Origin of the sequence: Cytobacillus sp. Bva_UNVM-123, assembly GCF_046351715.2 — a bacterium.
GTDB lineage: Bacteria > Bacillota > Bacilli > Bacillales > Cytobacillaceae > Cytobacillus.
Map to the genome: position 1 here is coordinate 1298148 of NZ_CM177772.1, position 18475 is coordinate 1316622.

20 protein-coding genes and 1 pseudogene are annotated in these 18475 nt (G+C 35.6%); 18 read left to right on the forward strand and 3 right to left on the reverse strand.

What is annotated here, in order from left to right; genetic code table 11:
* Window positions 1-69: 69 nt before the first annotated feature.
* The 12 genes and pseudogenes from KDN24_RS06250 to KDN24_RS06305 all read left to right on the forward strand — a co-directional run bounded on the left by KDN24_RS06250 (window position 70) and on the right by KDN24_RS06305 (window position 10266).
* Window positions 70-279, forward strand: coding sequence for a hypothetical protein (locus tag KDN24_RS06250; protein ID WP_491348351.1), 210 nt, complete (start codon window positions 70-72; stop codon window positions 277-279).
* Between the two features lie 1362 nt (window positions 280-1641).
* Window positions 1642-1782 carry a cytochrome C oxidase subunit II gene (locus KDN24_RS06255; protein WP_409972160.1) on the forward strand — a complete coding sequence of 47 codons (141 nt, stop codon included), beginning with the start codon at window positions 1642-1644 and terminating at the stop codon, window positions 1780-1782.
* 12 nt (window positions 1783-1794) lie between these two features.
* A complete protein-coding gene (locus tag KDN24_RS06260) occupies window positions 1795-2262 on the forward strand; it encodes a cytochrome c oxidase subunit II (RefSeq protein WP_409972159.1) in 468 nt (155 codons plus the stop codon).
* A gap of 14 nt (window positions 2263-2276) precedes the next feature.
* Entirely contained in the window at window positions 2277-3974 is a 1698-nt protein-coding gene (locus KDN24_RS06265) for a cbb3-type cytochrome c oxidase subunit I (RefSeq protein WP_409972158.1), read from the forward strand.
* Window positions 3975-4062: 88 nt separating this feature from the next.
* Window positions 4063-4692, forward strand: a complete 630-nt coding sequence (locus tag KDN24_RS06270) for an SCO family protein (protein ID WP_409972157.1) — start codon at window positions 4063-4065, stop codon at window positions 4690-4692.
* Window positions 4693-4694: 2 nt separating this feature from the next.
* Entirely contained in the window at window positions 4695-5252 is a 558-nt protein-coding gene (locus KDN24_RS06275; protein WP_409972156.1) for a hypothetical protein, read from the forward strand.
* Between the two features lie 370 nt (window positions 5253-5622).
* Window positions 5623-6539: pseudogene (locus KDN24_RS06280) on the forward strand (DNA-3-methyladenine glycosylase family protein).
* Between the two features lie 223 nt (window positions 6540-6762).
* A complete protein-coding gene (gene rlmD / locus KDN24_RS06285; protein WP_491348352.1) occupies window positions 6763-8154 on the forward strand; it encodes a 23S rRNA (uracil(1939)-C(5))-methyltransferase RlmD in 1392 nt (463 codons plus the stop codon).
* Between the two features lie 772 nt (window positions 8155-8926).
* Window positions 8927-9142, forward strand: a complete 216-nt coding sequence (locus tag KDN24_RS06290) for a hypothetical protein (protein WP_409972153.1) — start codon at window positions 8927-8929, stop codon at window positions 9140-9142.
* A gap of 35 nt (window positions 9143-9177) precedes the next feature.
* On the forward strand, window positions 9178-9312 hold the full coding sequence (locus KDN24_RS06295) for a hypothetical protein (RefSeq protein WP_409972152.1): 135 nt from the start codon (window positions 9178-9180) through the stop codon (window positions 9310-9312).
* A 304-nt stretch (window positions 9313-9616) separates the two neighbouring features.
* Window positions 9617-9808 (forward strand): hypothetical protein, encoded by a 192-nt coding sequence (locus tag KDN24_RS06300; protein ID WP_409972151.1) that lies wholly within the window; start codon window positions 9617-9619, stop codon window positions 9806-9808.
* Window positions 9809-9942: 134 nt separating this feature from the next.
* Window positions 9943-10266: a hypothetical protein gene (locus tag KDN24_RS06305; protein WP_409972150.1), complete on the forward strand. Its 324-nt coding sequence runs from the start codon at window positions 9943-9945 to the stop codon at window positions 10264-10266.
* Between the two features lie 445 nt (window positions 10267-10711).
* On the opposite strand, the gene KDN24_RS06310 is transcribed toward KDN24_RS06305, so the two are convergent.
* Window positions 10712-11173: a DUF4365 domain-containing protein gene (locus KDN24_RS06310; protein WP_409972149.1), complete on the reverse strand. Its 462-nt coding sequence runs from the start codon at window positions 11171-11173 to the stop codon at window positions 10712-10714.
* A gap of 243 nt (window positions 11174-11416) precedes the next feature.
* Here KDN24_RS06310 and KDN24_RS06315 point away from each other — a divergent pair, with 243 nt between their 5' ends.
* The 4 genes from KDN24_RS06315 to KDN24_RS06330 all read left to right on the forward strand — a co-directional run bounded on the left by KDN24_RS06315 (window position 11417) and on the right by KDN24_RS06330 (window position 14234).
* Window positions 11417-11770 carry a hypothetical protein gene (locus KDN24_RS06315; protein WP_409972148.1) on the forward strand — a complete coding sequence of 118 codons (354 nt, stop codon included), beginning with the start codon at window positions 11417-11419 and terminating at the stop codon, window positions 11768-11770.
* Window positions 11760-11918: a hypothetical protein gene (locus KDN24_RS06320; protein ID WP_409972147.1), complete on the forward strand. Its 159-nt coding sequence runs from the start codon at window positions 11760-11762 to the stop codon at window positions 11916-11918. Before KDN24_RS06315 ends, KDN24_RS06320 begins: the two co-directional genes overlap by 11 nt.
* A 377-nt stretch (window positions 11919-12295) precedes the next feature.
* Window positions 12296-13327 (forward strand): hypothetical protein, encoded by a 1032-nt coding sequence (locus KDN24_RS06325; protein ID WP_409972146.1) that lies wholly within the window; start codon window positions 12296-12298, stop codon window positions 13325-13327.
* Window positions 13328-14015: 688 nt separating this feature from the next.
* Window positions 14016-14234: a hypothetical protein gene (locus tag KDN24_RS06330; RefSeq protein WP_409972145.1), complete on the forward strand. Its 219-nt coding sequence runs from the start codon at window positions 14016-14018 to the stop codon at window positions 14232-14234.
* Window positions 14235-14308: 74 nt separating this feature from the next.
* Here the strand turns inward: KDN24_RS06330 and KDN24_RS06335 are convergent, their stop codons facing one another.
* Together KDN24_RS06335 and KDN24_RS06340 are read right to left on the reverse strand one after the other, a co-directional pair.
* Window positions 14309-14533 carry a DUF2188 domain-containing protein gene (locus tag KDN24_RS06335; RefSeq protein WP_409972144.1) on the reverse strand — a complete coding sequence of 75 codons (225 nt, stop codon included), beginning with the start codon at window positions 14531-14533 and terminating at the stop codon, window positions 14309-14311.
* A 138-nt stretch (window positions 14534-14671) separates the two neighbouring features.
* Complete coding sequence (locus KDN24_RS06340) at window positions 14672-14800, reverse strand: hypothetical protein (RefSeq protein WP_409972143.1); 129 nt, start codon at window positions 14798-14800, stop codon at window positions 14672-14674.
* 584 nt (window positions 14801-15384) lie between these two features.
* Between KDN24_RS06340 and KDN24_RS06345 the strand changes: the two genes are divergently transcribed.
* Window positions 15385-15729: a hypothetical protein gene (locus KDN24_RS06345; RefSeq protein ID WP_491348353.1), complete on the forward strand. Its 345-nt coding sequence runs from the start codon at window positions 15385-15387 to the stop codon at window positions 15727-15729.
* Window positions 15730-16547: 818 nt separating this feature from the next.
* Window positions 16548-18281 (forward strand): HNH endonuclease, encoded by a 1734-nt coding sequence (locus KDN24_RS06350; RefSeq protein WP_409972142.1) that lies wholly within the window; start codon window positions 16548-16550, stop codon window positions 18279-18281.
* Window positions 18282-18475 lie beyond the last annotated feature (194 nt).

The window sequence follows — 18475 nt, forward strand, 5'->3', positions numbered from 1 at the left end:
GGGTTGTCCTATTGTTTATAAGGGCAACCCTTTTCGTATGGGAATGAAACGGAGCATAATGATTCCATTTTGTATGAATCGGAAAACAGTGGTGTTTCGATTCCCGAAATTAAGGGCGGGGTAAGTAATGAGAACGGGTTCGTTAACTTGATTCCTGAAATGATGGAGTTAAGTAATTATCGGGAAAAGGTTGGTCAACTTGATTCTCGAAACGAAAGGGTGAGTAATTATCGGGAAAAGGTAGATCCACTTGATTCCCGAAACGAAGGAGTTAAGTAATTATCGGGAAAAGGTTGGTCAACTTGATTCCCGAAATGAAGGAGTTGAGTAAAAATCGGGAAGAGGTTGGTCCGCTTGATTCCCGAAATGAAAGGGTTGAGTAAAAATCGGGAAAAGGTTAGTCCACTTGATTCCCGAAACGAGAGAGTAGAGTAAAGATCGGGAAAATGTTGGTGAACGTGATTCCCGAAACGAAAGGGTTGAGTAAAAATCGGGAAAATGTTGGAGAACTTGATTCCTGAAATGAAGGAGTTGAGTAAAGATTGGGAAAGGGTTAGTCAACTTAATTCCCGAAATGAAAGAGCAGAGTAGTTATCAGGAAAGGGTTGGTGAACTTGATTCCCCAAACGAAGGAGTAGAGTAAAGATCGGGAAAAGGTTGGTGAACTTGATTCCCGAAATGAAGGAGTTGAGTAACTATGGGGAAAATGTTGGTGAACGTGATTCCCGAAACGAAAGGGTTGAGTAAAAATCGGGAAAAGGTTAGTCCGCTTGATTCCCGAAACGAGAGAGTAGAGTAAAGATCGGGAAAATGTTGGTGAACGTGATTCCCGAAACGAAAGGGTTGAGTAAAAATCGGGAAAAGGTTTGTCAACTTGATTCCCGAAACGAAAGAGCTGAGTAGTTATCGGGAAAAGGTTGGTGAACTTAAATCCCGAAATGAAGGAGTTAAGTAATTATCGGGAAGAGGTTGGTCCGCTTGATTCCCGAAATGAAGGAGTTGAGTAATTATTGGGAAAAGGTCGGTCCACTTGATTCCCGAAACGAGAGAGTTGAGTAATTATTGGAAAAAGGTTGGTGAACTTGATTCCCGAAATGAAGGAGTAAAGTAATTATCGGGAAAAGGTTTGTCAACTTGATTCCCGAAAAGAAGGAGTTGAGTAATTATCGGGAAAAGGTTCGTCACTTGAATCCCGAAATGAAAGAGTTGAGTAATTATCGGGAAAGGGTTAGTCAATTGATTCCCGAAACGAAAGAGTTGAGCAGTTATCGGGAAACAGTTCACCCTCTTAATTTTCCCAAAAAGCTTTTCAATCCCACAACAATATTAATTATTGTCTCAAACTATCCCTGCTTCAGCTGTTTCTTAACCTCAAATGTTCATCATTTCGTCACAATTATTTTTTCTCACATGTCCTCAAGGCATCTCTTGAAAAACATAATTAACTTTTTAAACTAAAAAGTATAAAAAGTATGATAACACCGCCATTATCTCATTTTACATTTAATCCCACCCGAAAAAAATGTCGATTAAAACCATCCTTCATGTCGGAAAAATCAAAAATATATGTGATACAGTTCACTTTGTTGAGAACGGTTCCCAACTATGATGAAAGTGAAAAAACTAATAGGGGGGATAATGATGGGAGTTCCAAATCCAAAGGACAAAAATAAAAGGGATACAGAATCAGTAAAGGGGACTATTTTTTCCGTAGGTGTTGTCGGGGCAGTCATTCTTATTACGTATTTCATCATGTATGGACTTTATATGGTTAGAATTTAAGGGGGGATTAAGATGAAAATGCATCGTTCGGAAAAAGTGTGGCTCATAATAAGTTTTGGTATGATTATGGCTTTTATGTTTCTTACAGGCTACCAAGCATTTGCACTCGATATGGCGCCGCCAAGTGGAAGTGAAAGAATTGATTCATCAAACGTCGATAATATAGCACCATTTGATAATCCAGGTGTGAAAGAAATCGGCGAAAACGAATATGAGGTTGTTATGACATTGCAATTATTTAGTTTTACACCTAGTGATATTGAAATTCCTGCAGGGGCAACCGTTCACTTTATTATGACATCTAAAGATGTTGTACATGGCTTCCAAGTAGCAGGCACGAACCTCAATGCAATGGTAGTACCAGGATATGTACAAAAAATAACGCAGAAATTCGATAATCCTGGAGAATATTTAGTGTTATGTAATGAATATTGTGGGGCTGGTCACCAATTAATGGGAACGACCATCACGGTTAAATAAAGGGGGGATATTCAGTGGAAACAGCTATCTCGCATAAAGGAAATACAAAAATAATAAATCAACAAGCAAATAAAGTCCTTGGTATAAGCCTTGAAGATGCTAAACTTTCGAAATCATATTTATCTGTTGCTTTTATCGCATTGCTTATCGGTGGAATTTTTGGTTTATTACAAGGGCTAAATCGTGCAGGTCTTTTAGACTTACCGACATGGCTTAACTATTATCAAATATTAACAGCACATGGATTATTACTAATCGTCGTGCTATCGGCTTTCTTTACAGTCGGATATTTCTACGCTGGGATGTCACATGTTTTAGACGGACTTCTTCCGAAAGTAAGGAAAATAGCTTGGATCGGCTTCTGGTTGAAAATGATTGGCTTAGTACTCGTTGTTGTCATGGTGTTAATGAATGAAGCATCTGTCATGTTTACATTCTATCCGCCAATGGCTGCACATCCAGTCTTTTACTTTGGCCTAGTGTTTGTTGTCTTAGGGCTTTGGATGAACTGCTTAGGCTGTTTCATTCAAGTGGCTAATTGGAGAAAAGCGCATAAAGGGCAGCACCTTCCCATTTTAGCTTTCTTTGCAACAGGTGTATTTGTTCTAATCTTAGGTGCAACCGCTTTTGTAGCAGTTGAAGTTCTATTCATGATTATCCCTTGGACTCTCGGCTGGGTTGATACGATTAATGTTATGGTAGCGCGAACATTATTCTGGGCATTCGGTCATACAGCCGTGAACATCTGGTATTTAACAGCCGTCTCAGCATGGTATAGTATTGTACCGAAAATTATTGGTGGTAGACGTTTTAGTGATACATTAACACGGGTTGTCGTCATTGCACTTGTCATTATGAATATAACAGGTGGATTCCATCACCAAATCGTTGACCCTGGTATTTCACCATCCGTTAAATTCATGCACGTATTTATGAGCTTAGCAATTGGTTTTCCTTCATTAATGACTGCATGGGCCATGTTTTCAGTATTTGAAAAAACAGGTCGTAAAAAAGGTGGGAAAGGACTGTTTGGTTGGTTCAAAAAATTACCTTGGGGCGATGTTCGTTTCTTAGCACCATTTATTGCAATGGCAGCATTCGCTCCAGCTGGTGCAGGCGGGATCGTTCAAAGCACAAACCAGTTGAATCAAGTTGTTCATAACTCTATGTGGGTTGTTGGACACTTCCACTTAACTCTCGGAATGTCTGTAGCCTTAACATTCTTTGGCCTAAGCTACTGGCTCGTTCCATATTTATCAAAACGTGTATTAACACCAGCCATGAACAAATTTGGTGTCATCCAAACGATTATTTGGACAATTGGGATGATTATGATGTCTGGAACTATGCACTGGGTTGGACTACTAGGCTCTCCACGCAGAACATCTTATTCAACTTATGCAGACAATGCAACTGCATTAAGCTGGGATCCGTATTTACTAGTATTAGGAGTAGGCGCAACCATCCTTCTAATTGGAGCGATTATGCAAGTATATGCAGTATTCAATCTTATGTTCTTTGCACCTAAGGGAGAGACAGAATTCCCTATTGCAGAAAAAGAAGAAGGAGCTTCCAAAACTCCATATTGGACAGAACGTTGGGGCGTTTGGGTAGTGTTAATGATTATCGTAGTCGCCATGGCATATGTTATTCCATTAGTTGATTTCATTGTCAATGCACCACCAGGATCACCAACATTTAAGACTTGGTAATAACTGAAAAGTAAATAGCGAAATGAAAAATAAATAGGAGGTAGCTTACTGTTAGGCTATCTCCTTACTAGTAAAGGAGGGGATCTCCTTGAGTAAAAAGCGCCGAAATTCCATTTCATTACTCATCGTTCTGCTGTTTGGAATTGGTTTATTTTATACAGGTACTGACGGTTTTACCGCTTTTACCGCAGAAACAGCAAGGGTAAGCAAACTTATAGATAATAAACCGTTATTTCCAGAAGTTGTCATGGAGGATAGCTTCGGCAGAAAATATTCGATTGATGAATTTCACAATAAGTACGTATTTATCACCTTTATCTATACATCCTGTGCAACAGTCTGCCCGCAATTAGAGGTAAACATGTCACAGGTTTACAATAATATACCTAACAAATTTATTGGAGAAGATATTGTTTTTCTTACACTAAGCTTTGACCCAGAAAGAGATAATCCTGAAACACTAAATCGTTATAAGGATGCTTTTCATAGTGATGGAGAAACATGGAGAATGGCAAGAATACCGGATAAGGAAGAACTAGATTCTTTGCTAAAAAAATTCGGAGTCATAGTAATTCCTGATGAAAATGGCAACTTCGCTCATAATTCTGCCTTTTATTTAGTTGATAAAAAAGGTCGCTTAGTGGATGTCATGGATTATACGAAAGTTGATGAAGCCGCTAGTAAGGTTACGAGCATTCTCGAAAAGGAGGAGGGATAAAGATGAATCAGCAAATATTTGGGTTATTGTTATTCATTTTCTTAATCTTCCCTCCGGTTTCCAATTTAATGGAATCGGTCATGATCATTCACATGCATATGCAAATGCCGATGCTCGTCATGGCAGGATTTTTTATGGGAAAGTTTGTTTTAAGTCGATTTCCCAGCTTTTTTGAAAAATGGAATCATAACGGTGTACCTGGAATTATATTATTCGTTATTATCTTAGTTTATTGGATGCTACCGCGTACGATGGATGAAGCACTAAGTTTGTATAGTGTTGAATTATTTAAATTTATAAGCTTACCTTTTTTAGCGGGGATTCCACTCAGAGATAGTTGGAAAAAATTAAGCACAGCCTGGAAAAACTCCCTTATTATTAGTTTTACCGTCTTGTTTGCAGGAATGGGCTTATTATATATCATTTCTCCAGTGCAATTATGCAATAACTACTTGCTTATTGAGCAAATCACATTAGGCTGGGGATTTATAACGATGGGCATTGGTCTCGGTATTTATTTACTGTATGATGCGATTGTGGATCGTTCGCAATATGAATAGGAGTAGCATGGAGAGGTCGGTAAAATCGAAGTGCTCGAAATAAAGTTAATATATTTTAGGAAACCCGAATTCAGTAGATGTTCGGGTTTCTTTTCGTGAAGGATAGATAATCATACCTGTTGCTTTCCGCTGCAGGCACTTAGCGATCGCGGGCGGTCCAGGGGCCTCCTCGTCGTTAGCGCTCCTGCGGGGTCTCCCTTAGACTCGCTTTCCCGTAGGACGTTGAGTAATCATCTCCGAATTAACTCCGCACGAGAAAATGCGTATGCATTTTCGAGGAGTCTCGTGTCTTCCGCTCCAATCAACAAAATAGCAAAATCGACAAAAAATTCAACATACCTTTGAGAAAAAAGACAAGCCTTAGAAATACATGCTTAAAAAATGCTATAATACGGAAAAATGGTTAAAGGACGGAGTCTGCTTGGAAACAATTCAAATAATCGGACCGTATAATTTTGATCTTGTGTTGGACAGGCTTTCGATCGATCCACTGAATGAAGTCGATGTGGAAAATAGGTTAGTAAGAGTGCCGCTTTTAGTAGACAAGCACCCTGTTGTTGCTGAAGTGAGAGCGGTTGGAACAACTGAGAAGCCTGAATTTATCGTTACCGAGATAGATGAACGAAATAAGGAAAAGTCACTTGAAAGATTAGCAGAAATTTTTCAATGGAAGGTGCCACTTGAAACGATTCATACTCATTTTTAAAAAAAGAATCTGATTTAAAGCATATTTTCGGAGAGCATTTCGGAACCCCATTAGTACTAGATTTTTCTCCGTATAACTGTTTACTAAAATGTATCATTCATCAGCAGTTGAATATGGCATTTGCGATGAAACTTACAGAACGTTTTGTCAAAACATACGGCTTTGAAAAAGAAGGAGTCTGGTTTTATCCGCAGCCGGAAGTCGTTGCTGCGTTAACGGTGGAGCAGCTTCGTGAGCTACAATTTAGCGGAAGAAAAGCGGAATATGTCATCGGCATTGCGCAAGAAATCGTAGCTGGAAATTTAAATTTCACAGACTTAAAAGAGCTGTCAGATGAAGAAATTTTTAAACAATTAATCAAATTGCGAGGAGTCGGTCCTTGGACCGTACAAAACTTCCTGATGTTCGGGCTCGGCAGACCAAATCTCTTTCCTGTCGCAGACATCGGCATTCAAAACGCCTTAAAAAAGCTTTATCAATTAGAAGCGAAGCCAACCTTAGAGCAAATGGAGCAATTTTCTAAAGGCTGGGCACCTTACTTAAGCTATGCCTCCCTTTATTTATGGAGAAGTATTGAATAAAATGAAACTTCTATCAGTGAGGTGCTCTTTCCTCACTGATAGTTAGTTGAGTTAATCACGCTCAAAACGCCACGTCCTGTGGCTTCGCCTGACTAGGACATCCTCTCCGTCGTCGGGCATTTACGGGCAGTTGAAACCACACGAAGAAATATTTGTTTATTGCTAATCCAAAAGTGGGGTCTTACTGCCCGTTAATCTGCGAAAATGGAGTTGAAATAACAACATGAAACAAGAGCAAGCTGTTGAAATAAAACTAAAGCAAACCTTTCCATTAACGATCAAAAGACTGGGCATTAATGGGGAAGGTGTCGGCTATTTCAAAAAGAAAGTCGTCTTTGTGCCTGGGGCTTTGCCTGGCGAAGAGGTTGTTGTCGAGGCAACAAAGGTGCACCCAAAATTCACCGAGGCAAAAATAAAGAAAATCCGCAAAAAATCCGAATTCCGTGTTCAGCCTTTATGCCCAATATATGAGCAATGTGGCGGCTGCCAGCTTCAGCACCTTCAATATAGCCAGCAGCTGAAGGAAAAACGCGATATCGTCATTCAAGCATTAGAACGCCACACGAAATTAAATATTAATGAACTAAAAATAAAAGAAACAATCGGCATGGACGACCCTTGGAAATATCGCAACAAAAGCCAGTTCCAAGTTGGTATGAAGGATGGAAAAGTGTTAGCTGGCTTATATGGGATGAATTCACACACGCTTATTAACATTGACCAATGTGCTGTTCAGCATCCACAAACAATAAGGGCAACAGAAACGGTCAAGAAAATTCTCCAAGATCTACAAATCCCAATTTATCATGAAAAAACAAGAAAAGGTCTCGTGAGAACAATCGTCGCTAGAATCGGCATCCAAACAGGAGAGTTGCAAATTATCTTAATCACAACAAAGAAAGAGCTGCCGAAAAAAGCTTTAATAATAGAAGAAATTAAGAAACGCTTACCTGAAGTAAAATCAATTATCCAAAACATTAATGGTCAAAAGACCTCTTTAATCTTTGGGGAAGACACAGTTGGCCTAGATGGGAAAGACTTTATTCAGGAAACACTCGGAGACTTAAGCTTCGAGCTTTCAGCTAGAACCTTCTTCCAGTTAAATCCTGAGCAAACCGTCAAGCTATACAATGAAGTGAAAAAAGCGGCAGCATTAACAGGCAAGGAAAAAGTCGTAGATGCGTATTGCGGTGTTGGCACAATCGGATTGTGGGTCGCGGGAGGCGCAGCGGAAATTCGCGGCATGGACATTATTCCTGATTCAATCGAAGACGCAAAGAAAAACGCAGCCCGAAACGGAATTTCCCACGCCAAATATGTAACCGGAAAAGCCGAAGAATGGCTCCCAAAATGGGTGAAAGAAGGCTGGAAACCAGATGTTATCATTGTTGACCCACCGAGAACTGGGTTAGACGAGCAGCTTATAAAAACCATTTTGAAAGTAAAACCGAAGAAGGTTGTTTATGTTTCGTGTAACCCCTCTACATTGGCGAAGGATCTTAGCGTCCTAAGTTCGAAGTATATGGTGGATATGATTCAGCCGGTGGATATGTTTCCGCAGACAAGTCATGTAGAGTGCGTGGCGTTGATAGAGCTGAAATTTTTAAATCAATAATAAACTCCTGCTTCACATAACAAACCCATAGCATAATCAAAACAAAGTTCTGATATTCCTGTGGAAAAGGTGTGGGGAAATGCAGGAAAGAAAAGCATGAAAGAAAGGGTGGGAACAGGAATCCCATCCTTTTTAATTCAGGAAAAAGGTGAGAGGAAAAGAAGGGAAATCCTTATCCTTGACCCTAAATTCTGTTCCATGTCCTATTACATTATTTTTAAAAAATAATAAAGTTGTGGGATAAAAAGTTGAGAAGAAATTTGTGAAAATGAGTGAGTTGTGCAGGACTTTATTTTAAATGGTAGAAATTAGGGAACGTAGGAATGCGGGTTTGATCGGGATGGAGTAGAAGGAGTTTATTATTACTGTACATAGTTAGAACAGTTTCAAGAGAAACAGTAAAAATAAAAAAATTTTAGGAATAGGGTAACGCTCTGTTTCTCTTTTTAGGGGTTTTAGGGGAAAGGGAAGGAATAATAAATTATCTTGATAAAAATAAACAGAAAGTTTATGATGTAATTGTAAAAAATTACAAAAAAACAGGGATGAAAATAATATGACTACATACAGTGGTATTGTAAAAATTCCATATTCTATACAATGAACGCTCAGTCTTAGGACTGGGCGTTTTTCATTGTGTTTGAAACCAAACGCTATTGAAGGGAGTGATGAAAAAGCAGGAGACTCTTAAACGTGGATGAAGTGAGTTTTGTAGATGTAATCAACAGGTTTCATTACTACTTAAGGAACATATGAACAAGGAGGATTTAGAATGAGTAAGGGATTTCAGCAGGAAAAAGATATTGAAATAACCGAATTGGTGGAGGTTCTATCACTTGATGATGAATTAGAGTTGGACAATAATATTCGTGTATGGTTACAGACTAAGCCTGTTAAATTGCAGGATTATGGATTTGTAGCGGACAGGGAAGAAGAATATTTTGCAATACTAAATGAAATATCAGACTACTACCTGGAAGAGAGGTGATGATAGAGCGGTCACTAATAAAGGGGGAAGGTTTAATGGAACAAGATTGGAAGGGGAAATTGAAAACAGAACTCCTTGAGGATATGAAAAGAGAAGCAATTCGTAAATGGACAGAAGAAAAAGCCAGAATTTTAATGGATGAAAATTGGGATGATGACAAGATTGCATAAATTCTTGGGCTTAATATAGAAAAAGTCCAACGAATTAGAGAAGACTATCAAAGGTTAGAATTCGCAAAACAATTAGAGATAACGGAAGAACCAGCTTATATTGAGGAGGATTTGATTTCTAAGTGCTTATTAAAAGACATGTATTTAAAGAAAGGGAGACTGGATGTGGCAGAAAATATGCTGTTACTCAGTTTACATGCCACGGGATTGAAACGATTTATAGAGATTATTTCCGATGAAACTAAGGAAACCTTGCGAGAGATGTTAAATAAACAAGAATGGATGTTTAGAGGGAGGATGAAGAGTGAAATACTATCAAATGTTAGAAAATTTGCATGTTGTTTCTAATAATAAAGATAGGGGTGATGTGAACTTCTGGTCACAAGAGGTATATAGCCATTCTGATATTGTAGAAGCCTGTTTAGATACCCAACTACTTATAAGTAAAAAGATTTGTAGACAAGTTGAGTGGGGAAAAGAACAAAATGAAGAATGAGCAAGAAATACCAAAAGAATGTTGCCCATATTGTAGCAATAATTTGATAAGGGTTCTCTCGGAACAAGAACAAAAGAAATATAATCTACGTTATGTGAATGAGAAAATCGGTATTTCTAATTGGGATTCAATTTTTGCCTGGAAATGCCCGTATTGTTCAAAAACGTGGAGGAGGTAGTTATGACCCTATGTTAATCCCAAAAATAGAAGCTCAGCCGATTAATTATAAGATTTACGAAGAATATACACCAGGGGAAAATAAGTTAGAACTCTGGGATGGTGTTTTTCTTCCTTTTAAAAAAGAAAGACAGAAAATGTTGATGCTGTGCTTATTCAATATGGGCTTACAGGAGTTTATCCGTATTCTTCCAAAAGAATCAAAAGAAGAATTATTTCATTTGCTTCAACAAGAATTAAAAGATGATTTAACTCTTGCAATTTTCCTGACTTACTTTTAGTTTAATCAAAAGTTTGGTAAAATATAGTTTGCCGAGCTTTCGGGGGTAGGTTCATAAAAGGTTATTTTTTTTTGAGAACGACCACCCTTTTTGCTTTATGAAACAACCACTTCCTTTGTTTTGCAAAGTCTTGAGGTGGTTGTTTTTATTAGTTGTTGTATCAATCCAAAGTATATATCATTTAATATGATTATTGGTTCTGTTTAATCTTCCTTTTTGATTTTTGAACAGTTAGGACACGTAAGAATTTGAGCATTTTCAATAATTTTATTTCCAATTTTAACTGTTTGGATACAATTAGTAAGTACTGTCTTACATCGATAACATTTGTTGTGAAATGATTGATAATTCCGAGCATATTTCCATTGTAAAAAATCATTGCTTGTCATTCGGTATAACCTCATTTAATTATACAAATCAACATTTAGCAATAGCAGGGGCATTCTCATAAAAAATCCTCAATTGAATCCTCAAATTTAAAGATTTCAAGTATGGAGTAGTTCTTTTTGGAGATATTAATTCCATATTCAGGAGCACTTTTTTGCCCTGGTTTATCATAATTTCTATCAACGAACATTTCATTCGGTACTTCCCATGCTTGTGCTGGCATAAGGAAAATATCTGGCATTTCCCCAATATTAAAAATTAATAGAGCAAGGTATAGGTTTTTATTAGTAATGTCGAATTTGCTTTTCTGCATAAACACATATCCTGTTCCTCTAAGAGATTTAACTTGTATCTCACAGAACCGACCATTTTTATCTTTTATTATAAAATCTACGCCATGGTCATCTACTTCCGAAGTGTAAACATCACATCCGTATGAGGCAAACTCCATCTTTGCATAATACTCTGCATATCGCCCCATCTGTAAGGAATTTAGTATTGTCCAATCAGTATTTGGCATTGCTTTCCCTCCGTAAATAATCCTCATTTTAAACAGACTTTCTCAATACCAAATAATAACATAAAATAGTAGTATGTTATTTTGAAAATAAAAAACTAAGGATATAAAGAAAGGTAGATACGATGGAGAAACAATATTTTAACCTCATGCAATTCTTCGAGGGCTATGTACGTAATTATCGTAGAATGAACTTTATTTATAATTTAAAAATCTTGTTATAAGGAAAATAAGGAGGTAGTACAAATGGAAACTAATGAAAAAGATTTAATGCTCGTGAGTCGTGAAGCTGTGCTAAATGAAATAGGAGTTGAAAGTGAGGCTGAACTTGCAGAAAACAAGAATTTCCTGAAATTTTTAGGTTTAACAAATAAGATTGATATAAATGTTTTAGAGAAAATGCTCCCAGCAATTCCTAATGTGACTAATCTACTTAAGCAAAATCAGGATTTTATATTAAATGGTATTAAAGATCAAAAAGAAGTTTCTGTAAAAGCACTTGAAAGTTTTAATAAAACAAAAGAAATTATTGCTGAAAATTTAAAAAAGGATAACCTCACACCTGAACAATGGATAGAACTTATAAAAAATGCTCGATAAAACTGATGATAGAGTCGAAGATATACAAAAGGAAACGAAAAAAAGTTTTGGTGAGTACATTCAAAAGGGAATTAAATATGGCGGATTTATTGCTCTTGGAATGTTAGCTGTAGCTCTTAAAAGTGGATTGGATAAAAATAAGGAATAAAAAAGTAGGGTCATCGAAATACCAATTTGGGAAAGGGTAACGTATCTTAGAAAGTAGTGGGGAGACAAGCTGTGCTATTAGTCTATACTGAAAATTCGTATTAGAGTATTTTGTGGAAATTCCCTCTCCAGAATCGTTAAAGGAACTGAAAGATTTGTTTAGGGAAAACGGATAGAATTGTTAGATTTTTTTGACAAAAATATTTGTAACCAGACAATCAATAGTATAATAGAAGATACAAGAGCAAAGTTTTCAAGTGGTTCACAAGGGTGCCACTCACTGTACAAGTTGGACTTTATGGGTAAGTGAATTTAAAAAGGTATGAAAGAATGTTTTTATTGAAGAGTAATATATAGATAAGATTTGGGGGCTGGGTTATGAGTTTTTTTGATACAAAAGAACTTTTTTTAAGCTGTCGTACTGATAGTGATTTTTATGATAGCTCATTAGCAACATATAAAAGAAAGATAGAAGTTTTTTTTGAGTTTTTAACTGCGGATTATGGTGTAAATGAAAATAATTACAAAGAAGTGCTAAGAGGAATTGATAACATTGCAATAACCAAGAGTATAGAATTTTATGTTAAAAAGTATAGCATTTCTTTTAAGAATACTATTGATTTATATATTTCCGCTATAAAATCTTACTTTGAATTTTTGAATAAAAACTTGGATATTAGAAACGATAACTTTGACAGTGCTATAAGTTTTTCAGCAATAAAGAATTCGATAGATAATAAAATTATTGAGTTAGGATTAGAAACAACCGAACTTAAATCCCCAATTACAGAACAAGCTTTCACTAAAATTTTGAATAGATGTGATGGAATTTTAAATACTTACACTCTATATTTCCTATTGGAAAATAGAGGTAAGTCCAAAAAGAATCCTGTGCAAATATTCACTTCTGCTATAGTCACAAAATTAGTCATGCTTACAGGAATAAAAAACCAAGTAATTGATACCATAAAATTGAAAGATTATGATTCAGAGTTAAATATAATTACAATAAACAACTTTTCTATTCATTTACCAAACGGTCTTGGAAAACAAATGAAGTTATATTTGGAGTTAAGGAATTGCATAGTTGATAATAATGATGAAAATTACCCATTATTTGTTAAGAAGGATGGGACAAGTATTGGGATTGCGTATGAGTATATTTTTAAAATCTTGAAAGATACTTTAGGTAGTGCAAGTGCAGAATGTGTAGCAAAGTACACAATAATGCAAATGATTAAAAAAGGAATGAATCTTTATTTAATAAAAATGCTAACAAAGTTTGGGATTGAAAGTTGTTTGCATTGTCAGGAATTAGTTAATGACGAAAAAACAAATGAGGATATAACTTCTCAAAATAGATATATTGATTCAAAAATTAGAAGCATGGATGTGTTTGATTTATTGTAAAAGTAAATAATATGGTTCTCCGACCTCAAAAGATTTGAGTAGTGGTTATAAAAATTGCTCCTTTTCCCATAAAATCTAAACCCTGTTCTTCTATGTTAAAGCAAAATTGAGTTTTTTCCAAGGCGAATAACTTCTTCTCTTGGTCAAATAAGTTGTTCCCTAAAACGAGTGGAAATCGGAGGATTGTCTCCTGTTTTCCTCGTTTTTTATGTCCAAAAGCATGGAAACGTACCGTTGGTACGTAAGCAAGAGGCAATTAGACGATTGATACAAGCTCGATAATCCTTGTCATATTAAGGTTTTCGGGAAAGGAAGCATGAGAAAAAGAGTGAAAAAAGTTAGGGGGAAAAGCAGGAGAAACCCCTCGTTCCTAATCCCTTCACCCTGTCTTTCAGGGAACAACTTATTTTCCTAAAAAAAAGGATTCTGACAAAAAACAGGAGAAAAAAGGAGTGAACGGGGGAACAATCAATTTGACGACAGAAAATGGGGAAATCGGAGAAAGGCAGGAATGACAAGGGTTTGTGAGAAGGAGGGAGTTACCATTTATGGTTTGCAACTACATAGAAGGGCAGGGTTTTTTGAATTTAAATCTAAGATGATTTTGAAATTTGTAGGGGCAAGGGGTTAGGGATAGCAGAAAATCTGGGTGGAAAATTGTTATAATATATAAAAGGTGGTGAGGAAAATGAAAGCTGATGAAAAATTGATAAAGGAGATGGAGGCGTTCGATGATGCCTTCCCTGACGAAGTCTTTGCGATTCCTCGAAATCCCAAAGACCCAAGAGTAAAAGTGAGGTCATTGTTTGAACATTGTAATAAGCTGGGGATTCAACCTGGAGATTTAAGCGAAGAAGAAATGAAACAATTCCTTGTTACTAAATCAAATACCGATAAAAATACATAAGAAACAGGAGGAATGAGATTCCTCCCTGTTGCAGTTGTAAAGTAGTTATTGAATCCTTATGGATATTATTTCAATTAACCTCTTGGTGGATAAGGGTCGTTTCCGTAGCTGTTTTTTTCTCTGATTCTACCTTTTAGATTATGAATAACAAGTTCTGATTGCTGATTTTTTGCAATTTCTCTACCATATGAAATAGCTTCACGTTGAGTATTAAAAACTTTTGTAGCTCGTGAATTTTCTGCACCTTTTACTTGAAATCCACCACCAGAATGTGGTGTAACATGCTGATTTTTGCCCATATATACATCACCTCTTTAGTTAATATGTGTGGGAGGCGAACGTAAGTCTTCTTTTATGAAAATGAAATTTATTGTAATATAGACGTGGATATAAAAATCTTGGCTCTTATTTGTTCTGCAAAACAAATAAGGGCTTTTTTATTTAAGCTTCCTCTTTAGCTCTCGTTCGAGTTTTTGCATTTCTCTTTTTACTTGTTTATCTACTTCTCTATTTAACTCTCTAATTGCTCTATTTACTTGAGACGTATTAATTCGTACTCGCACCATTTAGTTCACCTCCTTGTCTGTAATCTTGGTAATCGCTTGTCTACCCCCACAATTAAGAATTATAGCATTATTTTCCATAATAAACAATATGTAGTATATGTTTTATTTGTTAAATACTATATATTGTGTTTGATTGCTGTATTTTATTTTTTGTCAAATGCGAAAATATTAGAAAACTTGAGGATACTCATGAATATTGTAGAAAATGATAGAGTTTCAATAATTTCTACTCAATTTCCTCATTTGCAATAATTGTTTCAATCATCTTTCAGTGTCCATTATCTACTTTTTTCCTTCGTCTTAATTATCTTTAATACTTCTCTACCCAGTCCTGTCATCGAATATTTTAACAAATGGAATCTATAATATAGTAAGTTTCAAATAAATAAGGATTCTTTTTAGAAGCTATTAATACAGGGAGTTCTAATTCGATAACGGATTAGGCAAATTGAACAGGAGGAGAGAATGAATATGCATGGAGATATTGTTAAAGTGAAGGGGAACAGGGAGATTCCAAGAACGTTTTCCAAGAATCTAAACACTATCGCCTACAAAAAAATCTGACTTACAAACAATTAGGTGAGATGGCAAAAATAGACGCAGGGTACATTCATAAGCTCGAAAAAGGTATTAAACGTGCTCCGAGTTATCCAATAATCCGAAATTTCTCAAGGGCATTATATGTGAATATAACAAATTTAAGTGATATAGACCCTATTGAGGAAGACCTACCAAGAAAAAGTATTCAAGAAGTGCTTGTATATAACGAATATCTGATTAAAGGTAAATTGCCGACAATCGAAGCAAGGGAGAATCTATTAGCACTCATACAGACATTGATGAACAGCGAGTGGAAAGAACATAGCAAACATATGGACTCTGTAAAGATATTAAACAAAGTAGATACATTTCTTAGGGCATTACAGTAAAGCATCATTAACAAAGGCGGAAGGAGAACTATGAAAATGGAATCTGGACTTATCATTTAGTTAATGCAATAAGTGGAGCTGTATTAGAAGTAATCCATAGTTATAAATATATTACAGACAGATTATTGAAGGACTATCTTTCCAGTAGTGTAGATGCATATACTAAAGAAGAGCTTGGATTTAATCAAAATCCCAAAGCAATTCTAGAATCAAGCTATGAAAATATTATAGCAGAAATAAAAAATGAAAATTTTTAATACCTAGATGTCCACGTGTAGATCATTAAAAAACTTAAAGCAAGTGTAGTTAAGTTTTTGAAAAACTCGTCTTTTACTCAAGGGGTGAATGAATACCTTTCCTCCAAGGAACCAGTAGATCTTTATGACATCATTTTTGTCTACTCAAGGCATGTTGAGTACTGTGTGTCGCTATCGAGAAATTAGCATTTAAGAACCACTTTACCTGTTAGTTGAAGCCCGACCGTACCGGTTGGACTTTTGTTAGTATCATTGGGATAGTTTAAGCTGTCATTTTTTAGATATCTTTGTACCGATCTTTTGAGGGAAGTGTTGTAGTCTATTTCAGGAAAGTAGAGATTTCTGGGAAAAATAATTATATTATTTAGACATAGTCGTAGTCTTAATGGTTCTGGTAAGGGTGTGTAATGGGGAATTTCTATTTATCTTTGCTGGATCGTATAGTTGAGTTTGAAGCTTATCAAATTGAGTGCAGAGCAATAAAAGTAATTCATGAGTATAAAACAGCAATCGCTAATAAGAATTTTGTGATCAAAAAATTGAATAAATTAAGGAGAAATTATGGGAAAAATAATAGGTAAGTATATTCAATATGGAGTTCCAAGTGATCTCGCAGATAAATATGACCAATTCAATTTGCCGATAACTACTTTCCGAACACTTTCTATAGAAAAGCTGGGTCAATTTTATTCTATTGCTAAAGAAGAAGCCAAACTTGTTAAACGATATATTCAAAGACAGCCGATCGATTTTTCGACTCTTCAAGAGTTATTATACAATAACAACTATACTTGTTGTTGTTGCAAAGGGGTAAAATCAGATGCATATATCATTCATCATATAGAAGAATATGAGATATCTCGAAATAATAGCTATGATAATCTTGCAGTACTATGTCCTAATGATCATGATCTAGCTCACAGACCGCCAAGATTAACGAATAAGATAAACTCGGATCATATTCGTTTAAGTAAGTTAAATTGGGAAAAGGAAGTGAAACTAAATAATATCATTGCTTCTCAACATGGCGAGAGGCAGGATCTTATTTTCAAAATACCTAAATTCAGAGAGTTATCCGAAGAAATAAAAAATTTGCAATCTCAATTAAATGATAAAGAAAAGATTATTGCTAGAAGTGATGCTTATTTCGAATCAGAAAGAAATAATTTATATGAAAAAATTGCTGAATTAACCTCACAAATAGATTTTATGGAACAACAAGTGGTTAATACTGCTCGAAATATTCTAAATAGTAATTCATTGTCTTTTGTTTTTTCAGATGCAATATCTTTTTTCTTGGATGGAAATATTGACAAAGCTATTGAAGTGTTAAATAAAACAGATTTAGATCAGGAGTTAAATGAGATTGAAGAAATTGAGCGCAAAAACAATATCAAACTTAAAGAAAATGCAGATGCTAGAATCTTGAGAGCTCAGCTGTTTCTGTTAAATATCAACATTGCTGAAGCTTTCGAATCGGCTGGACAAGGCTTGAAGATATACGAAAAATTGGCTGACTGCGATACTGAGACATATTTGCCTCAGCTAGTTAATTGTTTCGAAAAAGTAGGTACCATATATTATAATCTTGGTTTATTTGAAGAGTCAGAGGCTTGTTTTGTAAGCGGAATTAATATCTGCAGACATTTAGAAGAAAAAGGTGATTATTCTCAATTCCCTTTGTATGCTCTACTACTTCAAAATGTTGGAGCATCCTATTACAGTAGGAACGATTATAGAACTTCTGTTTCTATACTAGAGGAAGCAAGAATGATGTTTAATTTACTTCAAGAAATGCTTGAAAAGTATCAAGATAGCTATCAAATCAGCCCTACAATGATTGATTTTCAACGAGCTCTTGTTACAAGCAATCTAGGCATGTCGTATAAAAATTTAAATGCAGACGATCCTCGTGCTTTAGATATGCTACTTGAATCTCTAAGGATCTACGAAAGATTAGTGAAAGAAAACTTATCAAATGAAAAATGCCAAGGCTATGTTATAGTGCTTAAAGGTCTGGCTTCTTTATACTTTCAGAAAGGTGAAATAGAAGCTGCGAATAATTTTTATAATTTAGCTTTATCAGAAAGTAGAAAATTAGTTCTTAAAAATCGAATATATTATATTAATGGTTTAGCTGATTTACTATTGGATATTGTCGCGATTCATGTACAAAGTGGCAAACTTCAGGAGTCCGAAATTTACTGTGATGAAGCTATTCAGATTTATAGACAGATAGGAATAATGAAGAAAATGAAGCGCAATTATCCGCAGCATTATTGTATAAATGTATAATGCATATAAATAGAGAGGAAAAGATTGAAACGTGGAAGCCGATAGCTCATGAAGTTGTGAAGTTATGCGAGAAATACCCCGATAATATTGATGCAGTGTCGTATAGTTCAACTGCACGCGTTCTTTTATCAAAAAATAAAATTGAAGATAGCAACTAGTCTAATGTAAATTTTTAAAACCCTGGTATGCGATTG

Coding starts and splice junctions, on each gene's coding strand:
- KDN24_RS06290 (WP_409972153.1), top strand. CDS start 8,927: ATGAGTAAGGGATTTCAGCAGGAAAAAGATATTGAAATAACCGAATTG.
- KDN24_RS06350 (WP_409972142.1), top strand. CDS start 16,548: ATGGGAAAAATAATAGGTAAGTATATTCAATATGGAGTTCCAAGTGAT.
- KDN24_RS06330 (WP_409972145.1), top strand. CDS start 14,016: ATGAAAGCTGATGAAAAATTGATAAAGGAGATGGAGGCGTTCGATGAT.
- rlmD (WP_491348352.1), top strand. CDS start 6,763: ATGAAACAAGAGCAAGCTGTTGAAATAAAACTAAAGCAAACCTTTCCA.
- KDN24_RS06310 (WP_409972149.1), bottom strand. CDS start 11,173: ATGCCAAATACTGATTGGACAATACTAAATTCCTTACAGATGGGGCGA.
- KDN24_RS06320 (WP_409972147.1), top strand. CDS start 11,760: ATGCTCGATAAAACTGATGATAGAGTCGAAGATATACAAAAGGAAACG.
- KDN24_RS06335 (WP_409972144.1), bottom strand. CDS start 14,533: ATGGGCAAAAATCAGCATGTTACACCACATTCTGGTGGTGGATTTCAA.
- KDN24_RS06340 (WP_409972143.1), bottom strand. CDS start 14,800: ATGGTGCGAGTACGAATTAATACGTCTCAAGTAAATAGAGCAATTAGA.
- KDN24_RS06260 (WP_409972159.1), top strand. CDS start 1,795: ATGAAAATGCATCGTTCGGAAAAAGTGTGGCTCATAATAAGTTTTGGT.
- KDN24_RS06255 (WP_409972160.1), top strand. CDS start 1,642: ATGGGAGTTCCAAATCCAAAGGACAAAAATAAAAGGGATACAGAATCA.
- KDN24_RS06295 (WP_409972152.1), top strand. CDS start 9,178: ATGGAACAAGATTGGAAGGGGAAATTGAAAACAGAACTCCTTGAGGAT.
- KDN24_RS06275 (WP_409972156.1), top strand. CDS start 4,695: ATGAATCAGCAAATATTTGGGTTATTGTTATTCATTTTCTTAATCTTC.
- KDN24_RS06315 (WP_409972148.1), top strand. CDS start 11,417: ATGGAAACTAATGAAAAAGATTTAATGCTCGTGAGTCGTGAAGCTGTG.
- KDN24_RS06345 (WP_491348353.1), top strand. CDS start 15,385: ATGGCAAAAATAGACGCAGGGTACATTCATAAGCTCGAAAAAGGTATT.
- KDN24_RS06325 (WP_409972146.1), top strand. CDS start 12,296: ATGAGTTTTTTTGATACAAAAGAACTTTTTTTAAGCTGTCGTACTGAT.